Below are 18,296 nucleotides of genomic sequence, written 5' to 3'. Positions count from 1 at the left end.
GGAAGCAGACATGAAAAAACCCGCCGAAAGGCGGGTTTTTCCGTTTGTTTCTCCCGACGGAACCGCCGGGAGACCATGCCGGGCGAGCTTAGTCCGGCAGGGCGTAGGCGATGAGATAGTCGCCCATCTTCGTGCCGAAAGAGCCGTGACCGCCAGCATAGGTCACGATGTACTGCTTGCCGTTGGCCTTGTAGGTCATCGGGGTGGACTGACCGCCCGCGGGGAGTCGATCGTGCCACAGGGTCTTGCCGGTCGTGACGTCATAGGCGCGGATGTAGAAATCCAGCGTCGAGGTCAGGAACGCGACGTTGCCTGCCGTGGTGAGCGGGCCACCGAGGCTCGGAACACCGATCTTGAGCGGCGGAAGCTGAACCGGAAGCGCGCTGTTGTAGAGACTGTCGCGCAGCGTCCCGTTGCGATGCTGCCACACGACCTTGTTGGTGCGCAGGTCGATACCGGCCATGTAACCCCAGGGCGGACGCTTGCAGGGGATGGGGAAGCCGAGCTTCGTGGTGACGGGGTTCAGGAACGGGCTGAGCATGACGGCGAAGGGCGCGCCGTAATTGTGCTGCAGACCGGTTTCGCCACCGGCACCCTTCTCGTTCTTCTGGGGCCAGAGCGGATTCTCGGGTCCGCGCGGTACCAGCTTGGAAACGAAGGGGAGCGCGATCGGGTTAGCAACTGCAACCTGACGTTGCGGATCGACCGCAAGGCCGCCCCATTCGAACATGCCGAGATTACCCGGATAGACCAGGGTCCCACGCTCCGACGGCGGGGTGAACGTGCCGTGATAGTCGAGCTGGTGGAAAGCGATCCGGCAGATGAGCTGGTCGAAGACCGTGCCGCCCCACATGTCCTTGCCCGTCAGCAGCGGCTTGGGACGCAGGGAAAGCTGGGAGAAGGGCTGCGTCGGCGCGACATGATCGCCCTTCGCGGCGCCCTGCGGTACGGGCTCCTCGGGAGCCGGGACGATCAGCTTGCCGGTGCGACGGTCGAGAACGAAGATATTGCCCGTCTTGGCCGGAGCGTAGATTGCCGGAATGACGCTGCCGTCTTTCTGGGTGATGTCCACGAGGCTCATCTGGGAAGGAAGATCCATATCCCACAGATCGTGGTGAACCGTCTGGTAGAACCAGGCCAGCTTGCCCGTCTCGGCGTTCAGCGCGAGAACGCCCGAGGCATAGCGTTCCGCATCGGCGCTGCGATTGCCGCCCCACTCGTCGGGAGTCTGCACGCCCGTCGGGATGTAGATCAGCCCGAGATTCGCGTCGTAGGACGAGGTGATCCAGGAGTTCGGGGAGTTGGGCACATATTTGTGGTCGGGTCCCGGCATCTGGTTCGGATCGGGGTTGGACGGATCGAAGACCCAGACCAGCTTGCCGGTGAACAGATCGAAGGCGCGGGTCACGCCCGAGGGTTCCTTGATCGAGCCGTTATCGGTGACCGCACCCGAAATGATCACGACCTTGTCGGTCACGACCGGGGGAGAGGTGGGTTCGTACTCACCGACCGTCGTGTAGGGCATGTGAGGGACGCGCAGATCGATTTCGCCGTTATTGCCGAAGCTCGTGCAGGCCTTGCCCGATTTGGCGTCGATCGCGAACATCCGACCGTCATTGACCGGAAGGAAGAGGCGCTCCTGGCATTCGTCGGGCGCGGGCGTTCCGTCGGAGGTCAGGGCGGCGGGTTCGGATTTGTGATAGGTCAGGCCGCGACAGGTCAGATGCTGGAAGCCGGGATCGACGAAGAGATGCGGATCGAACGTCCATTTCGTCTTGCCGGTGGCGCCATCGACCGCGAACAGCTTCTGATGCAGCGAGCAGAAATACAGCGTGCCGTCGACGGCGAGAGGGGTCGCCTCGTTCGTCGCCTCGCCCGGGTCGTTCGGACCGGGCATGTCGCCGGTCTGCATCGTCCAGGCAACCTTGAGCTTGTCGACATTGCCGGAATTGATCTGGGTGAGGGGTGAGAAGCGATCGCCGTACTGCGTGCGCCCATAGGCATGCCAGTCGCCATCGGGCACCTGCGGTGCGTCGCTTCCGGCCGCCGCGATCTTTTCGGTCGGGAGCGAGCCGGCCTTGTCGCCGGGATCCTGAACGAAAGCCACGAGGACAACCACGATGGCGAGCGCCACGCTGCCGGCGAGGGGCAGGGTTGCGAGTCGGCTCGTCGTGATCTGGCGGGTGACGAAGGGCAGCAGGAGCCAGATCCCCAGCACCACGATGATATCGCCGCGCGGAACGAGAGACCAGAAGTCGATTCCGGCTTCGCTGATCGCCCAGACCAGCGACCCGAGAATGACCAGGGTGTACAGCCAGAAGGCGGCAGCCCGACCTCTCCAGGCCAGAAAACCGGTTGCCAGCAGCGCGATACCGCAGACTGCATAATAGGGAGTGTCGCCATAGCTCAGGAGCCAGACACCGCCGATCGTCAGATAAAGGCCACAAAAGGCGAATATCAGTGCGGTGAGGCCAGCCCAGAACCGCGGCCGGTGAACCGTGTTCATGCGTCGTCCTATGTGATTGTCTTGGTCGGAAACGTTGTGAAAAAAAGACCGCGAGGAAAAAGGCCCAAATGCCGTGAGGCGTCAAGAACGTCCCACATTATGGTTAATGTCCCGTCTAACCTAAAGTAAATGTTTATGCGCGTTAAAACGGGTTGAATCCCGTCCCCCGATCCTGTAGGTGCCCCCTTTCGAACGCGCGTCCAGGCCCATGTCAGGGCATGCCTGGCCGCTTGGTGTGCGCTTCTTCGCAAGGGGCGCATGCCTGGTATGTCGAGAGGAGAACGAAATGCCCAAGATGAAGACCAAGTCGTCGGTCAAGAAGCGGTTCAAGATCACCGCGACCGGCAAGGTGATGTGCGGTCCCGGCAACAAGCGCCACGGCCTCATCAACCGTCCGCAGAAAATGAAGCGCACCAATCGCGGCCCGCAGACCATGACGGACATGGATGCGAAGACCGTGAAGCAGTGGGCCCCCTACGGACTGGCTTGAGGAGCAGAGATAAATGGCACGTGTTAAGCGCGGCGTAACGACGCACGCCCGTCACAAGAAGGTTCTGGATCTGGCCAAGGGCTATCGCGGCCGGTCTTCCACGAACTATCGCATCGCTCTCGAGCGCGTCGAAAAGGCGCTTCGTTATGCCTATCGCGACCGTCGCAACAAGAAGCGCGATTTCCGCGCTCTGTGGATCCAGCGTATCAACGCTGCCGTTCGTGAGCAGGGGCTGACCTACAGCAAGTTCATCAACGGACTCGCCAAGGCCGGTATCGAAATCGACCGTAAGGTTCTGGCCGCCATCGCATTCGACGATGCAGCCACCTTCGCCGAAATCGTGAAGCTGGCGCAGATGGCGCTGGAGCAGCCTGCCCAGGAGCAGACGGCCCAGGCCTGATCCGGCTTCTTTTCGGATTTGATAGAAAACGGGTCGTCCTGTATCAGGACGGCCCGTTTTCTTTTTTGACGATCGCGGGCGGATAACGGGCGCAGGCGAAGGATGGGGATTGGCAAAGAATGGGCGATGATCTGGAAGCGCTGAAAAGCGAAACCCTCGAGGCGCTGGCTCAGGCACAGGATCATGCCGGTTGGGATGCGATTCGCGTCGCGACTCTGGGCAAGTCCGGCAGGCTTACGCGTCTTCTCAAGGAGCTGGGCAAGATGAGCCCGGATATCCGGAAGGAGCGCGGGCAGGCGCTCAACCGCCTGCGCGATGCGCTGAATGCGGCGGTCGAGACGCGCGGGCAGGAAATCGCGCAGGCAGCGCTCGACGCCCGCCTGAGAGACGAGCGCGTGGATGTCACCATGCCGGCGCCGCTGGAGGCTCCGGGGCTGCTTCATCCGATTTCGCGCACCATCGACGAGATGACCGCGATATTCGGCGCCATGGGTTTCACCGTTGCGGAAGGTCCGGATATCGAGAGTCAGTGGCACAATTTCTCGGCCCTCAATACGCCCGATCATCATCCGGCCCGCACCGAGCACGATACGTTCTATCTGCCGCCCGCCACTGCGGACGGGCCGCAGCGCGTTCTGCGCACCCAGACCTCGGGTGTGCAGATCCGCTCCATGCTCACCCGGACGCCGCCGATCCGGATTATTGCCCCCGGGCGCACCTATCGGGCCGATCACGATGCGACACACTCACCGATGTTTCATCAATGTGAAGGACTTGTCATAGATCAAGGCATAACTCTGGGTCATCTCAAGGGATGTCTGACCGAGTTCCTGCGTATCTTCTTCGACAAACCCGATCTGCCGGTGCGATTCCGTGCGTCGTATTTCCCCTTCACCGAGCCCTCCATGGAGGTCGATATCGGCTGGTCGCGCCAGACGGGCGAGATCGGCGGCGGTGGGGACTGGCTCGAGGTTCTGGGCTCGGGCATGGTGCATCCGCGCGTTCTCGCCAATTGTGGCGTGGATCCCTCGCGCTGGCAGGGTTTTGCCTTCGGTATGGGAATCGAGCGTCTCACCATGCTCAAGAACGGCATCCCCGATCTGCGATCCTTCTATGAGAGCGATCTGAGATGGCTGCGTCATTACGGCTTCTCCTCTCTCGCCTCTGTCAGTCTCGCGGAAGGAGTCTGAGCTCATGAAATTCACCCTGTCCTGGCTGCGCACCCATCTCGACACCACGGCGTCGCTCGACGAGATCGTCGCGAAACTCACGGCGATCGGGCTCGAGGTCGAGCAGGTGGAGAACCCCGCCGATTCCCTGCGCGGTTTCCGTGTTGCGAAAATTCTCGAGGCGCATCGCCATCCGGATGCGGACCGGTTGCAGGTCTGCACCGTCGCTGCCGGGGGCGGGTACGAAAAGGTGCAGGTGGTGTGCGGTGCCCCCAACGCACGGAGCGGGCTGCATGTGATCTTCGCGCCGCCGGGAACCCACATCCCCGGGAGTGGCATCACGATCAAGGCCGGGAAGATCCGGGGGCAGGAGAGCGGCGGTATGCTGTGCTCCCTGCGTGAACTCGGCCTCGGCGAGGAATCAGACGGGATCGCGGAATTGCCGGAGACCGTCGTTCTCGGGCAGGCTTATGCGGATTTCGCGAAACTCGACGATCCGGTGATCGATATCTCGATCACCCCCAATCGCGGCGATGCCCTGAGCGTTCGCGGCGTGGCCCGCGATCTTGCTGCTGCCGGACTCGGCCATCTGAAGCCCTGGCTCGTCGATACGGTGGAAGGGACTTTCCCTTCGCCGATTTCCTGGGACATCCAGTACGGTCAGGCCTGCCCTTATGTCGCAGGGCGGCTCGTTCGCGGGGTCAGGAACGGTCCCAGCCCTGCCTGGCTCAGGCAGCGTCTCGAGTCGATCGGCCTCAAGCCGATCAGCGCGCTCGTCGATATCACGAATTTTCTTACCTACGATATCGGTCGTCCTCTGCATGTTTTCGATGCCGCGAAGGTGCAGGGCTCCGTCCTGACCCTGTCGCGGGCCGCATGCGAGACCTTCCGTGCTCTGGACGGGCGTGATCTCGTGCTCGGCACGGACGATCTGGTCATTGCCGACAGCGCGGGCGTGCAGTCGCTTGCAGGGCTCATCGGCGGAGAGGGAACCGGCGTTTCCGACGGGACGACCGATGTCTTCATCGAGGCTGCCCTGTTCGATCCCGTCTGCCTTGCTCTGACCGGACGTCGTCTGGGTGTGCATACGGATGCCCGCCAGCGTTTCGAGCGCGGCATCGATCCGGCGCTCGTGCTCTCCGGTCTGGAGGCAGCAACCCGTCTCATCCTCGACCTCTGCGGAGGAGAGGCGAGCGCAGTGACGAGCGCCGGGGAGATTCCGGACTGGCACCGTGAGGCGGGTCTGCGTTTCGAGCGTCTCGAATCCTTCGGCGGTGCCGCGATCGGGGATGAGGAGGCCATCGGCATTCTCGAGCATCTGGGCTTCGAGGTCCGTCAGCGTGACGCGCGCGAGGCGCGCTTCGCCGTTCCGTCCTGGCGAAACGACATCGCGACGGGGGTGGTTCTCGATCAGGCGCCTCATCTCGATCCCGAGGAGGCGCGCAGTGCCGCACAGGCCGTTGCGGAAATCGAGGCCGAGAACGATCTGATCGAGGAAGTCCTGCGCATTTACGGGCTCGATGCGATTCCTGCGCGCTCGCTCCCCCAGGCTTCGTCCGTCACCCTGCCTGCGGTTACGCCATCCAGAAAGCGTCTCGGTGAGCTGCGCCGACTCTGCGCCCAGCGCGGGCTGATGGAAACGGTCGGATTCTCTTTCGTTTCGCACGAAGATGCGGCGCTGTTCGGCTCGCCTTCCGACGGGCTGAGGCTGCTCAATCCGATCGCGTCGGACCTCGACCAGATGCGTCCGACGCCGCTGGTCAATCTCCTGCGGGCCTGGCAGCGCAATGCGGCGCGCGGCCATGCGGATGCGGCGCTGTTCGAGCTCGGTCCGGCCTTCGATGCACAGGGGCAGAGCCTCGTTCTGGCGGGTCTGCGTGGCGGAGAGACGCAGCGGCGCCCGGGCGTGCGTGCGCGTGGCATGTCCGTCTGGGATGCGAAAGCCGATCTGATGGCAGCGCTCGAGTCCCTGCGTCTTCCGGCGGAAGCGCTGAGCGTTACGGCCGACGCTCCCGGATATTACCATCCGGGGCGTTCCGGTGTGGTCCGGCAGGGCCCGAAGACGATTCTCGGTCATTTCGGCGAGATCCATCCCGCCACGATGCGGGCGATGGGGCTCGATGGCACGATCGTTGCCTTCGAGGTTCTGGTGGACTCTGTCCCCCTGCCGAAAAACCGCCGCCGCCAGCCGCCGGTTCTCTCCGCATTTCAGCCGGTACTGCGCGATTTCGCCTTCATCGTGGCGCCGGATACCGAGGCCCAGTCGGTTCTGCGCGCGGTGCGCGGAGCGGAGCGGAGCCTGATCGCCGATGTGCGGCTCTTCGACGTGTATGAAGGGGCGCCGCTCGAGCCCGGATATCGTTCGCTCGGTATCGAGGTGGTGCTGCAACCCGTGAAGGCGAGCCTCACCGATGAGGACATCGAAACGGTGTCGGAAAAGATCGTTTCCGCGGTCGCGAAAGCAACCGGCGCCGTTCTGAGGCGCTGAACGGTCATGCCTCAGTCCTCCATCGTCCCGCGCGTCATCTGGCTTCTGGCGGGTGAAGCCAGTGGCGATGTTCTCGGCGCCCATCTCATGCAGGCGCTGCTGGCGCGGGACCAGCACCTGATTTTCGTGGGAATCGGGGGGCCGCGCATGGAGGCGCTGGGACTTGCCAGCCTCTTCCCCATGCGGGATCTGGCGGTCATGGGCCTCGTCGAGGTGCTTCCGCGTATCCGTCAGCTTTCCCAGCGCCTCAACGAGGCGGTCAACGACGTCGTCCTGAGGCAGCCGGATCTGATCGTCACGATCGATTCTCCGGGTTTCGCGCTCCGGTTTCTCAAGCGTCTGCGTCATGTCAGCACGCCCAAGATCCATTATGTCGGTCCCCAGGTCTGGGCATGGCATGAAAAACGGGTGCACAGCTTTCCCGCCTTGTGGGATCGCCTGCTCTGTCTTCTCCCTTTCGAGCAGGAATGGTTTGCAGAACGCGGCGTTGCCGTCGATTTCGTCGGTCATCCGGTCCTCCAGTCGGGGGCGGACCAGGGCGACGCCCATCGCTTTCGCCTGCGTCACGGGATCGACGAAACGGCCCCGATCCTGATACTCATGCCGGGCAGCCGACGTTCGGAGGTTCCGCGTCTTCTGCCCGTCTATGGCAGGATGCTGTCCCTGCTCAGGGAGCGTCTGCCCGATATCTGTCCCGTTCTCCCGCTTTCGCCCCTGGTTGCCCAGACGGTGCGGGGAGCCGTAGCGAAATGGCCCGTCAAACCCGTCATCGTGACCGAGCTGCACGACAAGCACGATGCATTCGCCGCCGCCGGAGCCGCCCTGACGAAATCGGGAACCTCGACGCTCGAACTCGCGCTCGCCCATGTCCCGATGGCGGTTGCCTATCGCGTCAACCCGCTCACGGCCTTCATGGCGCGACGCATGATCAAGGTGAAATATGTCGCCATGGTTAATCTTCTCGCAGGACGGGAGGTCGTTCCCGAATTGCTCCAGGAGCGCTGTACCCCTGACGACCTCGCCGATGCCGCCTACGATCTTCTGACGGATCGCGAGCTTGCGCAGGAGCAGCGCGATGCGTTCGACGTCATTCTCGACCAGCTCCGCCCCCCTCAGGGGGACGATCACGACGGTACGCCTGCCGATGCTGCGGCAGCGGCCGTTCTGCGTCTGCTGAACGGAACGGATGCGGAGTCCGGAGATCCGGAAGCCCCAGCGGACAGGACCCCGGACGGGTCTCAGCCCTGCGGTGAGGCCGTTCCGGCATAGAGAACGGAGGGGTCCGTCTCCGGCTGGGTGGTATCGACATAGCCGGTCGGCGTGACCTCGTGATAGAAGCAGCTCCGCCGACCGGTATGGCACGCAACGCCGGTCTGCTCGACCAGAAGGAGAACGGCATCGCCGTCGCAATCGAGGCGGGCGGCGCAGAGTTTCTGCCTCTGTCCCGATTGTTCTCCCTTGCGCCACAGGCTCTTGCGGCTGCGTGAATAGTAGCAGACCTGTCCGGTTGCGAGCGTTTCCTCCAGCGCTGCACGGTTCATCCAGGCGAGCATGAGGACGTCGTGCGGCGCTGAAGCCGACTGGGCGATGGCGGCAATCAGCCCGTCACGGTCGAATTTCACCGCATCGAGCAGGGTCTGACAGGTCCGGTCATCCGGCGGAACGTAGTTCATGGAATGGATCTCGCAAGAACAGGGGAGGGCGGTCGTCCCGAAGAGGGGAAGCGTATCACGGGGCGGGATCCCCGGAGCCGTCACCCGAAGCCTCGTGATGGAACCAGTCCGGCAGGTCGGGGGTCAGGATTATGTCACCACAGGCCACGCTTCGATCCCAGTATTCGCGACGCAGAAAGGCCAGACCGCGCTGGCCCGATGAAGTCCGTACCATACCGATCTCGCGCGATCCGTCCATGAGCAGCGTTCCGGGCGCGGGGAGGGGACCGTCTGCGCATAGCGGGACCAGGCGCTTCTTGACCAGGCCGCGATAATGGGTGCGGGCGGTCAGTTCCTGCCCCATGTAACAGCCTTTTTTCCACGATATGCCGTTGAGCCAGTCGAAATTGGCCTCGAGCAGCAACGTCTTTTCGCTCTCGCAATCGTCCGGCGATGGCAGGCCCAGAGCGATGCGATGGGCGTGATAGGCCGAAAGCCCGTCCTCCGCTTCCGTTACGGCGTCCTGCGGGAGAATACGTCGCGTCCCGGCGGCATCGAGCCGGGGGTCGCGGCGGCCGTCATCCTGCGCCGTCTCACCCCAGCAGGCTTCGACGATCTCGTCGGTCATATCGATCCGGATATCGGCCCGTAGCCGGAAACGGGCGAGACGCCGGCACAGGGTTTCGGCATGGGGCGCCGGAACGTCGAGCAGGAGCCGGTCCTCCTCGTGCCAGATGAAGAAATCGGAGAGATATCGTCCCTGCGGGGTCAGAAGCGCAGCCCATACGAGCCTCGTCCGATCGGCGCAGGTAACATCGTTCGATACGAGCCCCTGGAGGAAACCGACACGGTCGCCGCCGCTCAGGGAGATCACCTTGCGATCCACAAGCCACGCTCTCGCCATCTTCATTCTCCATTCCGGACGCAACGGTCTGGAGATGCGGGTTGCAGCGCTTTGACACAAGAGGGAATATGGTCGGGGATGGAGGGAAGGCGATCCGCGATGGCGCCGCCATGCCCGACCTGAAGCATGGGTCAGGCGTGCCCGGCCTGCAATGTGGGTCAAGCGTGTCCGGCCCGCGATGTGGGACAAGCGTGCCCGGCCCACGATGTGGGCCAAGCCTGAAGGAATGTTTGCTTGCCTGTCTCTGAGATCATCGACCCGGCCGATTCGGATGCGGGAAACCGTCGCCGCCGTTTCATCGAGGTCGTCGGCCCGATTCTCGGGGTCATTCTCGTTGTGGTCGTCATTCTCGTCGTGGCCCTGCATTCCTACCACACCACCCGCAAGGGCGTGATCGCCCTGTCGCAGGATCTCCTGCGCGAGCAGCAGAAGCACATCACCCAGGAAGTCTCGGATTATCTTGCGCCGGCGCCCGCTACGGCCACGGTCGCGCGCGATCTCCTTACCGATCCAGTCACGGAGGAGCCTCCCCGGATCTTTCTGGCATATGGCGCCTCCATGCTGCGCAATGTCAGTCAGGTGGAGAGTTTCTATCTTGCCGACGATCGCGGGCAATTCTGGTTCATCGACCGTGCGCCGCGCGATATCGCCGACGGGATGGAATGGGTGCATCTGGACAGGAAGAAGGATGTCTTCCGGCACTGGTACTACGACAAATCGGGCAAGCTCGTGCGCACCACCGATACGCCGGCGAAGCATTACGACCCACGCCAGAGGCCCTGGTACGAGGGGGCGTTCGATCATCCCGATCTCAACTGGTCCGATCCCTATCCGACGGTTGCGACCCAGCAGCTCATCGTCACCGCAGCGAGCGTCCTGCATACGGATGACGGGCATCAGGCGGTCTTCGCCATCAATATCTCGCTCAACCGTCTTACCGATTTCCTCGCTGCCATGAAGATCGGCCGGAGCGGGCAGGCAGTGGTTGTGGACCAGAAGGGGCGTCTCGTGGCCGGGACGCATCTCCTCGACGTTGCGAAAGCCGCCAACTGGAGCTTCGACCGGATGCTCCTCAATCCGAAGACCCAACCCGTCTTCACGCGTGCGCTGGCGCTTTTCCATATCTACGGATCGGGCGTGCATCTCATCAAGGCGCACGACACGCAGTACGTCACGATCATGGCCTCCCTGCATCATATCCGGCCGGGCTGGATCCTGATGCTGAACGCACCCGAGAACGATTTCGCCGCGTTCACGGCGGCCGCCGGACGGCAGGGGCTCCTGTTCTCGCTCGTGATCGTCGTCCTCGCGGCTCTTCTGGCCGGTTTCCTCGTGCGTCAGAGCCGTCGCAGCGAGCGTCTCCAGCGCAGGCTGGATCGCCAGCAGGCGCAGACCCGAGCCGAGAGCAATGCGCTCAATGCCCTCGCCGGGACGACCAATCTGCTCGATCCGACCCATGACGCGCCTCTTCTTACACAGCGCCTTGCCGAGCTGGCAGAGAGCCGGCGCGTCAGCCTCTGGCGCACCGTCGGGAACGATGAGCGCCTCCTGTGCGAGGACGCCTATGACAGTGACAGCGACACCCATAGTGCGGGGATGGAGCTCTCTCACGACGATCTCGGCGCTTTCTTCGCGCTTCTTCTCGAAGGCGATGTGATCGAGAGCCATGAAGCCGGAACGCAGGAGGGGCTGCGTACCTTCCAGCGCATCGTGATGACCCAGATCGATGCACGCTCGGTCTATATCCAGCCCATCCAGGCCCGCGGCAGCGTCATCGGCATGGTGGTTCTCGAGGATGCGCGACGTCCGCATGCGGTTTCTCACGTCATAGCGATCGTCGCCGAGATTGCGGCTATCCGCTTTGCGGCGCTGCAGGGGCTGGAGAATGAAACGGCGAAACCGCAGAACCGGCACACGGATGACCGCTCGGCGGTCGAGACCCGGATGAACGAAGGGTTTCTCGCCGCGCCGGGCGAGAGCGGATCGGGCGCATTCGCCGCCGGAAAATACGCGATGGTGTCGATCGCCACGATATTGTTCGAGGATACTGCCGCCGACAGCTCGGTCGATCTCATTCCGGTCGTCCAGACACTGGTAACGAAATTCCAGGAGGTGGTCCGGCGGGATCATATCTTCTCGGCCCAGATACTGGGCAACCGGGTCGTGCTGATCGGGGAATGCGCGCAGGAGCCCGATATCGATGCGGTGCGCCGGGTTGCCGACGCGCTTCTGGCCTTGCGCGAGATCGCCCTGATCACCCTCTCCGATGCCGAGCTGACGCCCAGTTTCCGGATCGGCCTCGATGTCGGGCGGGCCTTCGGCGCCGTGCTCGGCGACGATCCGGGGCTTTTCAATGTCTGGGGAGAAGCCGCGCAGACATCCGAGCTTCTCGCGGTCAGCGCGCCCGATTCCGGCACCATCCAGGTTTCCGAGACGGCCTATGCGCTTCTGCGCGACTATTACCTGTTTCGTCCCCGGGGGATGTTCTATCTTCCGGTGCTCGGGATCACGAACACCTATGTTCTGGCGGCGCGACGATGAGCGGCACTGCGCCGGCGAAAGCGGCTCCCGGAAAAGCGGTTTCCGGAAAGGCGACCTCCGGAGAGTCCGGCTCTCCCCGGATCCAGGGCGATGGTCCTTCACGCCATGCCGGGCCCCGTCACGGTCTTCCGTGGCACCGTGCCCTGCTCGACGCGCTCGGTGCGCTCACGCGCAGGCAGTTGCGCTTTACCCTCATGCTCGTCGGGGCGAGCTGGGGGGTCGCGCGCGAATCCCTGATGCCGACCTCGTGGCGGCGCACCGTTCTGCACGAATTCAAGATCACCCTGCGGCAAGCGGCTGGCGGAGGGCTTTTCAGCACGCTTTTCACAGCGGCGCTGACCGGTTTCGGCATCGTGGCGCAGGCGATCTACTGGCTCGGCATCGCGGGCATGGCCGATAGTACGGACTCCCTTCTCGCGACCGTGCTCGTGCGTGAGATCGCCCCCGTTCTGGTGGGGATCATCCTGCTCGGTCGAAGCGCGATGCTGAGTCTCTCCCAGCTGGGGCAGCTCACGACGGGCGGGGAACTGCGCGCGCTCCAGGCGCAGGGCATCGATCCCTTCCTGACGCTGGTCGTTCCGCGCGCGCTTGCGATGACGGTCGCGTCCTTCACGCTCGGCGTCGTTTTCAGCCTTGTCTCGCTCTCGGTCGGCTATGGCGTCTGCCGGCTGAATTCCGTCATCACCATGCCGATCTGGACATTTCTCTATGACGTGGTCGGGGCGATGAAACCCATCGATTATCTCGGGATTCCGCTCAAGCTCGTGCTGAGCGGTTTCTATCTCAGTCTTGCGACACAGCTGACCGGTCTCGACGCCTCTCGTTCGGACACGCTCGCAACGCTTCTGCCGCGCGGTTTCGCGCGGGGGATCATGGTGATCATGATCATCAATGTCGTGCTCGGAGTGACAATCGCATGAACGAGGATCTCTCATCCGTGCTCGAGCTGCGCGATGCCCAGCCGGTATTCGAGGAGAGCGGCCTGACGGCGATCGCCTACTCCCTGCGCCTCATGCCGGGGGACTGCGCGTTGATCGCCTGCCGCGATCCCACGCGTGCGTCGCGTTTCGCCGATCTCTGCAGCGGTCTGATCCCGCTGGTATCGGGGGGGATCTCCTGCCTCGGTCTCGACTGGATGACGCTGCCCGAGCGGCGGGCATGGGCCCTGCGCGGGCGTATCGGGCGGATCATGCAGAAAGGCGCATGGATCGATCTGTTCGGGACGGATCTCAATATCCTGATCCAGCAGCTTCATCATACGAAAACGCCCACGGACACCCTTGTTGCGGAGGCTGTGAGACTGTCGCGTCTTTTCGGTCTGCCGGGACTTCCGACTCTCTCTCCCGATCGTCTGAGCGATGCGGACCGGGCGAAATCCGCCTGCGTCCGCGCCTTCATGGGCGAGCCACGCCTCCTTCTTCTGGAGGAGCCGGTCGATCCGGACACGACCGACATGATGACACCGTTTCTTGCCCAGCTCACCGCCGCGCGCGAACGGGGCTGCGGCGTGATCTGGTTCTCGCGTACGCCCTCGATCTGGCATGGCTATGTCGGTGAGGGCATCCAGCGTTACAGATTGCTCGATGAGGGCTTGTTGCCAGTAAAGCAGGTGCATTGATGTTTCGAATTCATCACAGCCGGGAAGGCAATGCCCAGCCCCGGCCGCTCATGCGGATACGATATGCCGATGAATGGGTCGGGATTCTCGTTCTGGCGACGTTCGGCCTGTTCGTCTTCGCGATCGTCGAGGCGGGTGTCCTGCGCGACTGGCTGACACCGGCGGGCAAGCTGCATTTCAATCTGCCGGAAAGCGGCATCGCCGGACTTGCCGTGGGGAACGATATCGAGCTGATGGGTATCCGCGTCGGCTCGATCCGCTCGGTCAAGATCAATCCTCATGGCAATATGTATGCGGTTGCCGATATCGATCCGCAATTCGAGCCCTATATCCGCAAGGACAGCCATGCGGTCATCCGGCGGCGTTTCGTCGTGGCCGGAGCGAGCTATATCGAACTCGAGCGCGGCCGCGGGCAGAAGCTCGACTGGGAGTTCGCCGAGCTTCCAGCAACCGTCGAGCCCAACCCGGCAGACATGATCACGAAGACGATCGGCGATATCCGTGCCGGGTTGATGCCTGCCTTGCGGAATGCGGATCAGATCATGGCGGATCTGGCCAAGGTCACCGGCACCATCCGGGACGGCAAGGGATCGGTCGGCGGGCTGGTGATGGATGATTCTCTCCTGCGTCATGCGGATGCCACGATCGTCACGCTCCAGCATTCGATCGACCAGCTGAAGCCGATCGAAAGGCAGATCGCAGGCGTGCTTGCGCAAGCCGACGGGACCATGCGCAACGTGCGGCACAGTTCTGAGGATCTGCGCAAGGCTACGCCCCGGTTGCAGGACACGATGACCAATCTCGACGAGGCCAGCGCGCAACTGCCCGCGCTTCTGACCCAGGCTCAGGCAACGGCGAACAGTCTCAAGCGCCTGACGGACCAGCTGCGCGGATTGTGGATTCTCGGAGGGAGCGGCAATGGCGGCAAGGCGAAAACGCATCGGCTCCCCCCCTCGGAGATCCGGCCATGACGGTTCCGAGACGGGCTTGCGGCCTGCCCGCCCTCTTCACGCGCGCCCTCTTCACGCCCGCCCTGTTCACGCCCGTTCTGTTTATGATCGCCCTGGCGGGATGCGGAGGGAGCGCCCCGGGAGGACCGAAGGTCGATCAGGCCTATGTCAATGCGATGGAGGTGGGCAGGGATGTTTTCGACCAGTCCCATCCCGAACAGGCAGAAGGACAGTTCCAGACGGCCTATCGCCGGGCGCTTCTCGGTGACGATGCCTCTGCGATCCGCGATGCCGGGTATAACCGGGCGGTGGCGCAACTCGACGCCGATGCCCCGGAGGACGCACTCGCCACGATCGCGCAGGTCCGGCGCGATCTCGCCTTGCGAAACGCCCAGGCCAATGTCGCCCTCGATGCGGTTGCGATGGCGGCTTATGTCCGCACGCAACGCTATGGCGACGCCGTCGCCCTGGCCGATTCTGTTTCGGGAGGCGCCGTTTCCGGAGATGGCGGCGCGGGGCGCGGGGCTGGAAAAGGGCAGGTCGGGCATCCGGCGCTCGATGAAAGACTGCTCTTCCTCAGGGGGCTGGCCGAGGACGGGCTCGGTCGCCACGATGCTCTGGCGGCGATCGTTGCTGCGTTTCCTGCGGCCTCGGGCACTTCCCTCCTCGTACAGGCCGACCGGGCCGAACTCGAAGCCCGGCTTGCCTTGGCCTCTGGCGCATGGAAGGAGGCCGGAGCGGCCGCGCGGACGGCGATCGAGACCCGGCGGAACGATCTGGATTATCGGGGTCTTGCCCGTGCTCTGGACTGTGCGGCCCGGGCAGCCAAAGGTGCAGGAGATCTGACGCAGGCCAGCGCCTATGAGGCGCGTGCGGCCGAGACCCGAAAGCAGCTTGCGCGCGAGAGAACGCATCGCCCGGCGCAGGAGACGACCGGCTCCGATGCGTCCCGACCGGGCGGTTCAGCGTCCGGACAGGCAACGGAAAGCGCGGTCCGGAGTCCCTGAAGCGCGTCCGGCAGATCTGCGCTGCGCGCCAGACGACAGCTTCGCCGCAAACCGGATGCGACGCTGTCCGTTCTCTTTCCCGTTTCTGCCGGACCCGGCCTGCCGTTATGCGGGAGCGGGAGTCTCTCAGACTGCGAGCGTTCCGGCAGGGTGCTCCCGCCGCTGACGCAGGGAGGCGAGGGTGAGCGTCGCGGAGGCCCCTATTCCGGCCAGGGAGAAACAGCCGAACCATGAGAGAACCGCGCAGCAGATCTCGAGTTGCAGACACAGGGCGAGCGCGCAGAACGGCATGACGAGCCGGAGGAGACGCAGCGTCCCGCGTCGTGGCGCCGGCAGGGTCAGGGCGCGCAGGATCTTGGGCTGAAGCAGCGCATGGGCCCCGAGGGCGATACCCCAGCATATCAGGGAGAGAGCAAGGATCAGGAGCGTGATCATGAGGTTGCGAGTCTCCGGTGAATGAAAAGCGCGAGAAGGCCGAAGGCGAACGCGGTGAAATCCACAGCCTTGTAGACGTCGAAACTGCTCAGATATCCGTTGGAGGTCCGCGTCAGGAAATCCAGCGGCAGAACGGTGAGCGCGAAGCTCGCAAACAGCACGAAATGCTCGTTCCAGCCCCGCAGCGGGGTCGGCCCGAAGCTGCGCCAGGCCGCGTGAACGAGCCCAACCGCCCAGACCAGGAAAAACGCCTCGATCTCCCAGTGAGCCCTCTCCGGCAGATCGGACCAGAAAAGACGATTGGCCCACAGATAACCGAGACAGGCTATGGGGAGTGCGGTGGTGACGCCCATCGTGAGCGTCTCGGCGAGACGGAACAGGAACCGGCTTCCTCGGCGATCCCGATGCTTCATCAGGAACAGGATCAGACCGGCAGACATGAGCGCGCTTCCCGCGATTCCCGACAGGAAATAGAGCCAGCGCAAGGGAAGCGGTGCCCAGCGGATGAAATGCAGCCCGCGCAGGATTCCACCGAGCCGCCGGGACGGGTCCTTCTGTCGCACCACATCGACGAGCGTGCCATCCTGCGCGGAGAACACCGCATGATCGCGCGTCAGAACGAAGGAGGAGGAATCGGCTCGGGTCATCGAGACGGTTCCGTTCTCGAACAGGATGAGGCCGATCGTTGCAGGACCGAAGATCTTCTCGGCTTCGTGCAGCATGGGCGAGAGAGGGGCGTATGTCGCCCGGCTGTCGCCCGACGGGCGATGAAGGCCCGGTCGTCCGTGATGACCGCCGCCGAACATGGGGAACAGGCGCGGGCCGTGAATGACTGCGCCCGTATAGGCCATCATCACCATGAAGGGCAGAAAGAGCAGACCGGCCAGGATATGCGCATCCATCCATGCCCTTGTGCGGGACGCGAACGGGCGGAACAGGAGCAGATCGGGAATGATGCTTCTGAAATGGATGATCAGCCCTGAGCCCACAGCGATCAGAAGCCCTATGGCGGCGATCTCGGTCACCATGTTGCCCCAGAACGGACCGCGATACAGGGAATGATGGAGATCGAAGAAGAGCTGTCCGCCATCGGTCGGTCGGGTCAGGACCGGGAAGCCGTCCGTCGGGCTGTAGGCAGTGCCGAGAAAGGCATGACCGTTGAAATGAAGCACACGCAGGATGGGATCGCGCGGGGTCGGCAGGGTGATGAAAGCATTCCGACCGTTCTGCCTCATCTGCGCGACGATCCCGCCGACCTTGTCCAGTGCTGCATCGCTCAGCGGTGCGGGATGATAGCGAGCGAGCTCCGGCTGCATCCATCGGGTCAGCTCTATATCGAAAAGAGCGAGTGAGCCTGCGGTGAAGCAGACGACCAGAACGAGACCGCCCAGAAAACCGATCCATTCGTGAAGCCAGCCCATGCGGGTCCGCAGGGTGTCACGCATGGAGGAAGGAACCGGCAGACGTTGCGATCCGGGCACATAGCAGGAGGCTTGGCAGGAGGCCCGGCAGGAGGAGCGCAGGCACACGACCACGGCCCAGTGCCGGAAGGGAAAACACGACGAGAAGAACGATCGGCATGACCGCGAAGGCCCCGAGATAACCGGCGATCGGAACCGGCCCCTTATGTCCGGTCCGGAAGGCATCCAGCATGCCCATACCGCAGAGATAGACGAGCGCCAGACCGAGGAGAAGGCGCACGGTCCAGAAAAGGACGGGCGATTTCCGCCTCTTGTTATTGCTACTCTTTCGCATGTGCTTCCTGTGCAACAGCCCCCGGGCTTCTTGGCGGAAGGGACAGAAACGGGCAAGAGTTTAGTTGCGAGCGTTTCTCAATCGCGTCTATTTGGCCCCGAGCTTTACTTCTTGTCAATGAGATTGCCGTTTTGCCCAGATCCGTTCCTCGTCATGGTACCCGTCACCGCATTGCTTTTTCCGCGCTGCTTACGCTGTCTGCCGGTCTCTGCATCCAGACCGGAGCGCGTGCAGCCGAGCCGGAAGACGATGGGGTACAAAGCAAAACGATACAGCCGGTGCGGGGGACACAAGCACGGAAGCCGTCAAGCGATCGTAAACGGCCGGGAGACGCCGGAGTCGTCACCGGGTCCGGCACTGCGTCCTCAGCGGAAGGACGCG

Annotated in this window: 16 protein-coding genes; 10 read left to right on the top strand and 6 right to left on the bottom strand. The window is 63.5% G+C overall.

The features are described 5' to 3' along the window. Positions 1 to 88 precede the first annotated feature (88 nt). A complete protein-coding gene (locus tag SSA02_RS11335; RefSeq protein ID WP_147094197.1) occupies positions 89 to 2,506 on the bottom strand; it encodes a glucose/quinate/shikimate family membrane-bound PQQ-dependent dehydrogenase in 2,418 nt (805 codons plus the stop codon). A gap of 286 nt (positions 2,507 to 2,792) precedes the next feature. On the opposite strand from SSA02_RS11335, the gene rpmI reads away from it, so the two are divergent. The 5 genes from rpmI to lpxB all read left to right on the top strand — a co-directional run bounded on the left by rpmI (position 2,793) and on the right by lpxB (position 8,322). Then, entirely contained in the window at positions 2,793 to 2,996 is a 204-nt protein-coding gene (rpmI, locus tag SSA02_RS11330) for a 50S ribosomal protein L35 (RefSeq protein WP_023978115.1), read from the top strand. A 13-nt stretch (positions 2,997 to 3,009) separates the two neighbouring features. Further along, entirely contained in the window at positions 3,010 to 3,396 is a 387-nt protein-coding gene (rplT, locus tag SSA02_RS11325) for a 50S ribosomal protein L20 (RefSeq protein WP_147094196.1), read from the top strand. A gap of 119 nt (positions 3,397 to 3,515) precedes the next feature. Continuing rightward, positions 3,516 to 4,586: a phenylalanine--tRNA ligase subunit alpha gene (pheS, locus tag SSA02_RS11320; RefSeq protein WP_147094195.1), complete on the top strand. Its 1,071-nt coding sequence runs from the start codon at positions 3,516 to 3,518 to the stop codon at positions 4,584 to 4,586. A 4-nt stretch (positions 4,587 to 4,590) separates the two neighbouring features. After that, on the top strand, positions 4,591 to 7,053 hold the full coding sequence (gene pheT, locus SSA02_RS11315) for a phenylalanine--tRNA ligase subunit beta (RefSeq protein ID WP_147094194.1): 2,463 nt from the start codon (positions 4,591 to 4,593) through the stop codon (positions 7,051 to 7,053). A gap of 6 nt (positions 7,054 to 7,059) precedes the next feature. Next, on the top strand, positions 7,060 to 8,322 hold the full coding sequence (gene lpxB / locus SSA02_RS11310) for a lipid-A-disaccharide synthase (protein ID WP_147094193.1): 1,263 nt from the start codon (positions 7,060 to 7,062) through the stop codon (positions 8,320 to 8,322). Here the strand turns inward: lpxB and hisI are convergent. After that, on the bottom strand, positions 8,292 to 8,726 hold the full coding sequence (gene hisI / locus SSA02_RS11305) for a phosphoribosyl-AMP cyclohydrolase (protein ID WP_147094192.1): 435 nt from the start codon (positions 8,724 to 8,726) through the stop codon (positions 8,292 to 8,294). The genes lpxB and hisI overlap by 31 nt on opposite strands. Positions 8,727 to 8,781: 55 nt before the next feature. Next, positions 8,782 to 9,615, bottom strand: coding sequence for a CAF17-like 4Fe-4S cluster assembly/insertion protein YgfZ (gene ygfZ, locus SSA02_RS11300; RefSeq protein WP_246103877.1), 834 nt, complete (start codon positions 9,613 to 9,615; stop codon positions 8,782 to 8,784). A 228-nt stretch (positions 9,616 to 9,843) separates the two neighbouring features. Here ygfZ and SSA02_RS11295 point away from each other — a divergent pair, with 228 nt between their 5' ends. The 5 genes from SSA02_RS11295 to SSA02_RS11275 are packed head-to-tail and all read left to right on the top strand — an operon-like array spanning position 9,844 to position 15,725. After that, complete coding sequence (locus tag SSA02_RS11295) at positions 9,844 to 12,150, top strand: cache domain-containing protein (protein ID WP_147094191.1); 2,307 nt, start codon at positions 9,844 to 9,846, stop codon at positions 12,148 to 12,150. Next, positions 12,147 to 13,070 (top strand): MlaE family ABC transporter permease, encoded by a 924-nt coding sequence (locus SSA02_RS11290; RefSeq protein ID WP_147094190.1) that lies wholly within the window; start codon positions 12,147 to 12,149, stop codon positions 13,068 to 13,070. The genes SSA02_RS11295 and SSA02_RS11290 overlap by 4 nt, the downstream gene beginning before the upstream one ends. After that, positions 13,067 to 13,768 (top strand): P-loop NTPase family protein, encoded by a 702-nt coding sequence (locus SSA02_RS11285; RefSeq protein WP_147094189.1) that lies wholly within the window; start codon positions 13,067 to 13,069, stop codon positions 13,766 to 13,768. Before SSA02_RS11290 ends, SSA02_RS11285 begins: the two co-directional genes overlap by 4 nt. Further along, the gene (locus SSA02_RS11280; protein ID WP_147094188.1) at positions 13,768 to 14,739 is read left to right on the top strand and encodes an MlaD family protein; all 972 of its coding nucleotides are present in this window, start codon (positions 13,768 to 13,770) and stop codon (positions 14,737 to 14,739) included. Before SSA02_RS11285 ends, SSA02_RS11280 begins: the two co-directional genes overlap by 1 nt. Beyond that, complete coding sequence (locus SSA02_RS11275) at positions 14,736 to 15,725, top strand: hypothetical protein (RefSeq protein ID WP_147094187.1); 990 nt, start codon at positions 14,736 to 14,738, stop codon at positions 15,723 to 15,725. Before SSA02_RS11280 ends, SSA02_RS11275 begins: the two co-directional genes overlap by 4 nt. A gap of 126 nt (positions 15,726 to 15,851) precedes the next feature. Here the strand turns inward: SSA02_RS11275 and SSA02_RS11270 are convergent, their stop codons facing one another. The 3 genes from SSA02_RS11270 to SSA02_RS12765 are packed head-to-tail and all read right to left on the bottom strand — an operon-like array spanning position 15,852 to position 17,915. Continuing rightward, positions 15,852 to 16,160 (bottom strand): hypothetical protein, encoded by a 309-nt coding sequence (locus SSA02_RS11270; protein WP_147094186.1) that lies wholly within the window; start codon positions 16,158 to 16,160, stop codon positions 15,852 to 15,854. Then, complete coding sequence (locus tag SSA02_RS11265; protein ID WP_186807774.1) at positions 16,157 to 17,605, bottom strand: PepSY-associated TM helix domain-containing protein; 1,449 nt, start codon at positions 17,603 to 17,605, stop codon at positions 16,157 to 16,159. The genes SSA02_RS11270 and SSA02_RS11265 overlap by 4 nt, the downstream gene beginning before the upstream one ends. Beyond that, positions 17,598 to 17,915 carry a hypothetical protein gene (locus SSA02_RS12765; RefSeq protein WP_186807773.1) on the bottom strand — a complete coding sequence of 106 codons (318 nt, stop codon included), beginning with the start codon at positions 17,913 to 17,915 and terminating at the stop codon, positions 17,598 to 17,600. The genes SSA02_RS11265 and SSA02_RS12765 overlap by 8 nt, the downstream gene beginning before the upstream one ends. Positions 17,916 to 18,296 lie beyond the last annotated feature (381 nt).

Origin of the sequence: Swaminathania salitolerans (assembly GCF_007988945.1) — a bacterium.
Classification (GTDB): domain Bacteria; phylum Pseudomonadota; class Alphaproteobacteria; order Acetobacterales; family Acetobacteraceae; genus Swaminathania; species Swaminathania salitolerans.
Note: the sequence above shows the minus strand (reverse complement) of the source record. Positions and strands in the feature narration are given on the sequence as shown.

Excerpts from the sequence above, each read along its gene's own strand:
- lpxB (WP_147094193.1), top strand. The coding sequence starts at position 7,060 with ATGCCTCAGTCCTCCATCGTCCCGCGCGTCATCTGGCTTCTGGCGGGT.
- rplT (WP_147094196.1), top strand. The coding sequence starts at position 3,010 with ATGGCACGTGTTAAGCGCGGCGTAACGACGCACGCCCGTCACAAGAAG.
- SSA02_RS11335 (WP_147094197.1), bottom strand. The coding sequence starts at position 2,506 with ATGAACACGGTTCACCGGCCGCGGTTCTGGGCTGGCCTCACCGCACTG.
- hisI (WP_147094192.1), bottom strand. The coding sequence starts at position 8,726 with ATGAACTACGTTCCGCCGGATGACCGGACCTGTCAGACCCTGCTCGAT.
- pheS (WP_147094195.1), top strand. The coding sequence starts at position 3,516 with ATGGGCGATGATCTGGAAGCGCTGAAAAGCGAAACCCTCGAGGCGCTG.
- rpmI (WP_023978115.1), top strand. The coding sequence starts at position 2,793 with ATGCCCAAGATGAAGACCAAGTCGTCGGTCAAGAAGCGGTTCAAGATC.
- SSA02_RS12765 (WP_186807773.1), bottom strand. The coding sequence starts at position 17,915 with ATGCGAAAGAGTAGCAATAACAAGAGGCGGAAATCGCCCGTCCTTTTC.
- ygfZ (WP_246103877.1), bottom strand. The coding sequence starts at position 9,615 with ATGAAGATGGCGAGAGCGTGGCTTGTGGATCGCAAGGTGATCTCCCTG.
- SSA02_RS11275 (WP_147094187.1), top strand. The coding sequence starts at position 14,736 with ATGACGGTTCCGAGACGGGCTTGCGGCCTGCCCGCCCTCTTCACGCGC.
- SSA02_RS11265 (WP_186807774.1), bottom strand. The coding sequence starts at position 17,605 with ATGCGTGACACCCTGCGGACCCGCATGGGCTGGCTTCACGAATGGATC.
- SSA02_RS11270 (WP_147094186.1), bottom strand. The coding sequence starts at position 16,160 with ATGATCACGCTCCTGATCCTTGCTCTCTCCCTGATATGCTGGGGTATC.
- SSA02_RS11285 (WP_147094189.1), top strand. The coding sequence starts at position 13,067 with ATGAACGAGGATCTCTCATCCGTGCTCGAGCTGCGCGATGCCCAGCCG.
- pheT (WP_147094194.1), top strand. The coding sequence starts at position 4,591 with ATGAAATTCACCCTGTCCTGGCTGCGCACCCATCTCGACACCACGGCG.
- SSA02_RS11290 (WP_147094190.1), top strand. The coding sequence starts at position 12,147 with ATGAGCGGCACTGCGCCGGCGAAAGCGGCTCCCGGAAAAGCGGTTTCC.
- SSA02_RS11280 (WP_147094188.1), top strand. The coding sequence starts at position 13,768 with ATGTTTCGAATTCATCACAGCCGGGAAGGCAATGCCCAGCCCCGGCCG.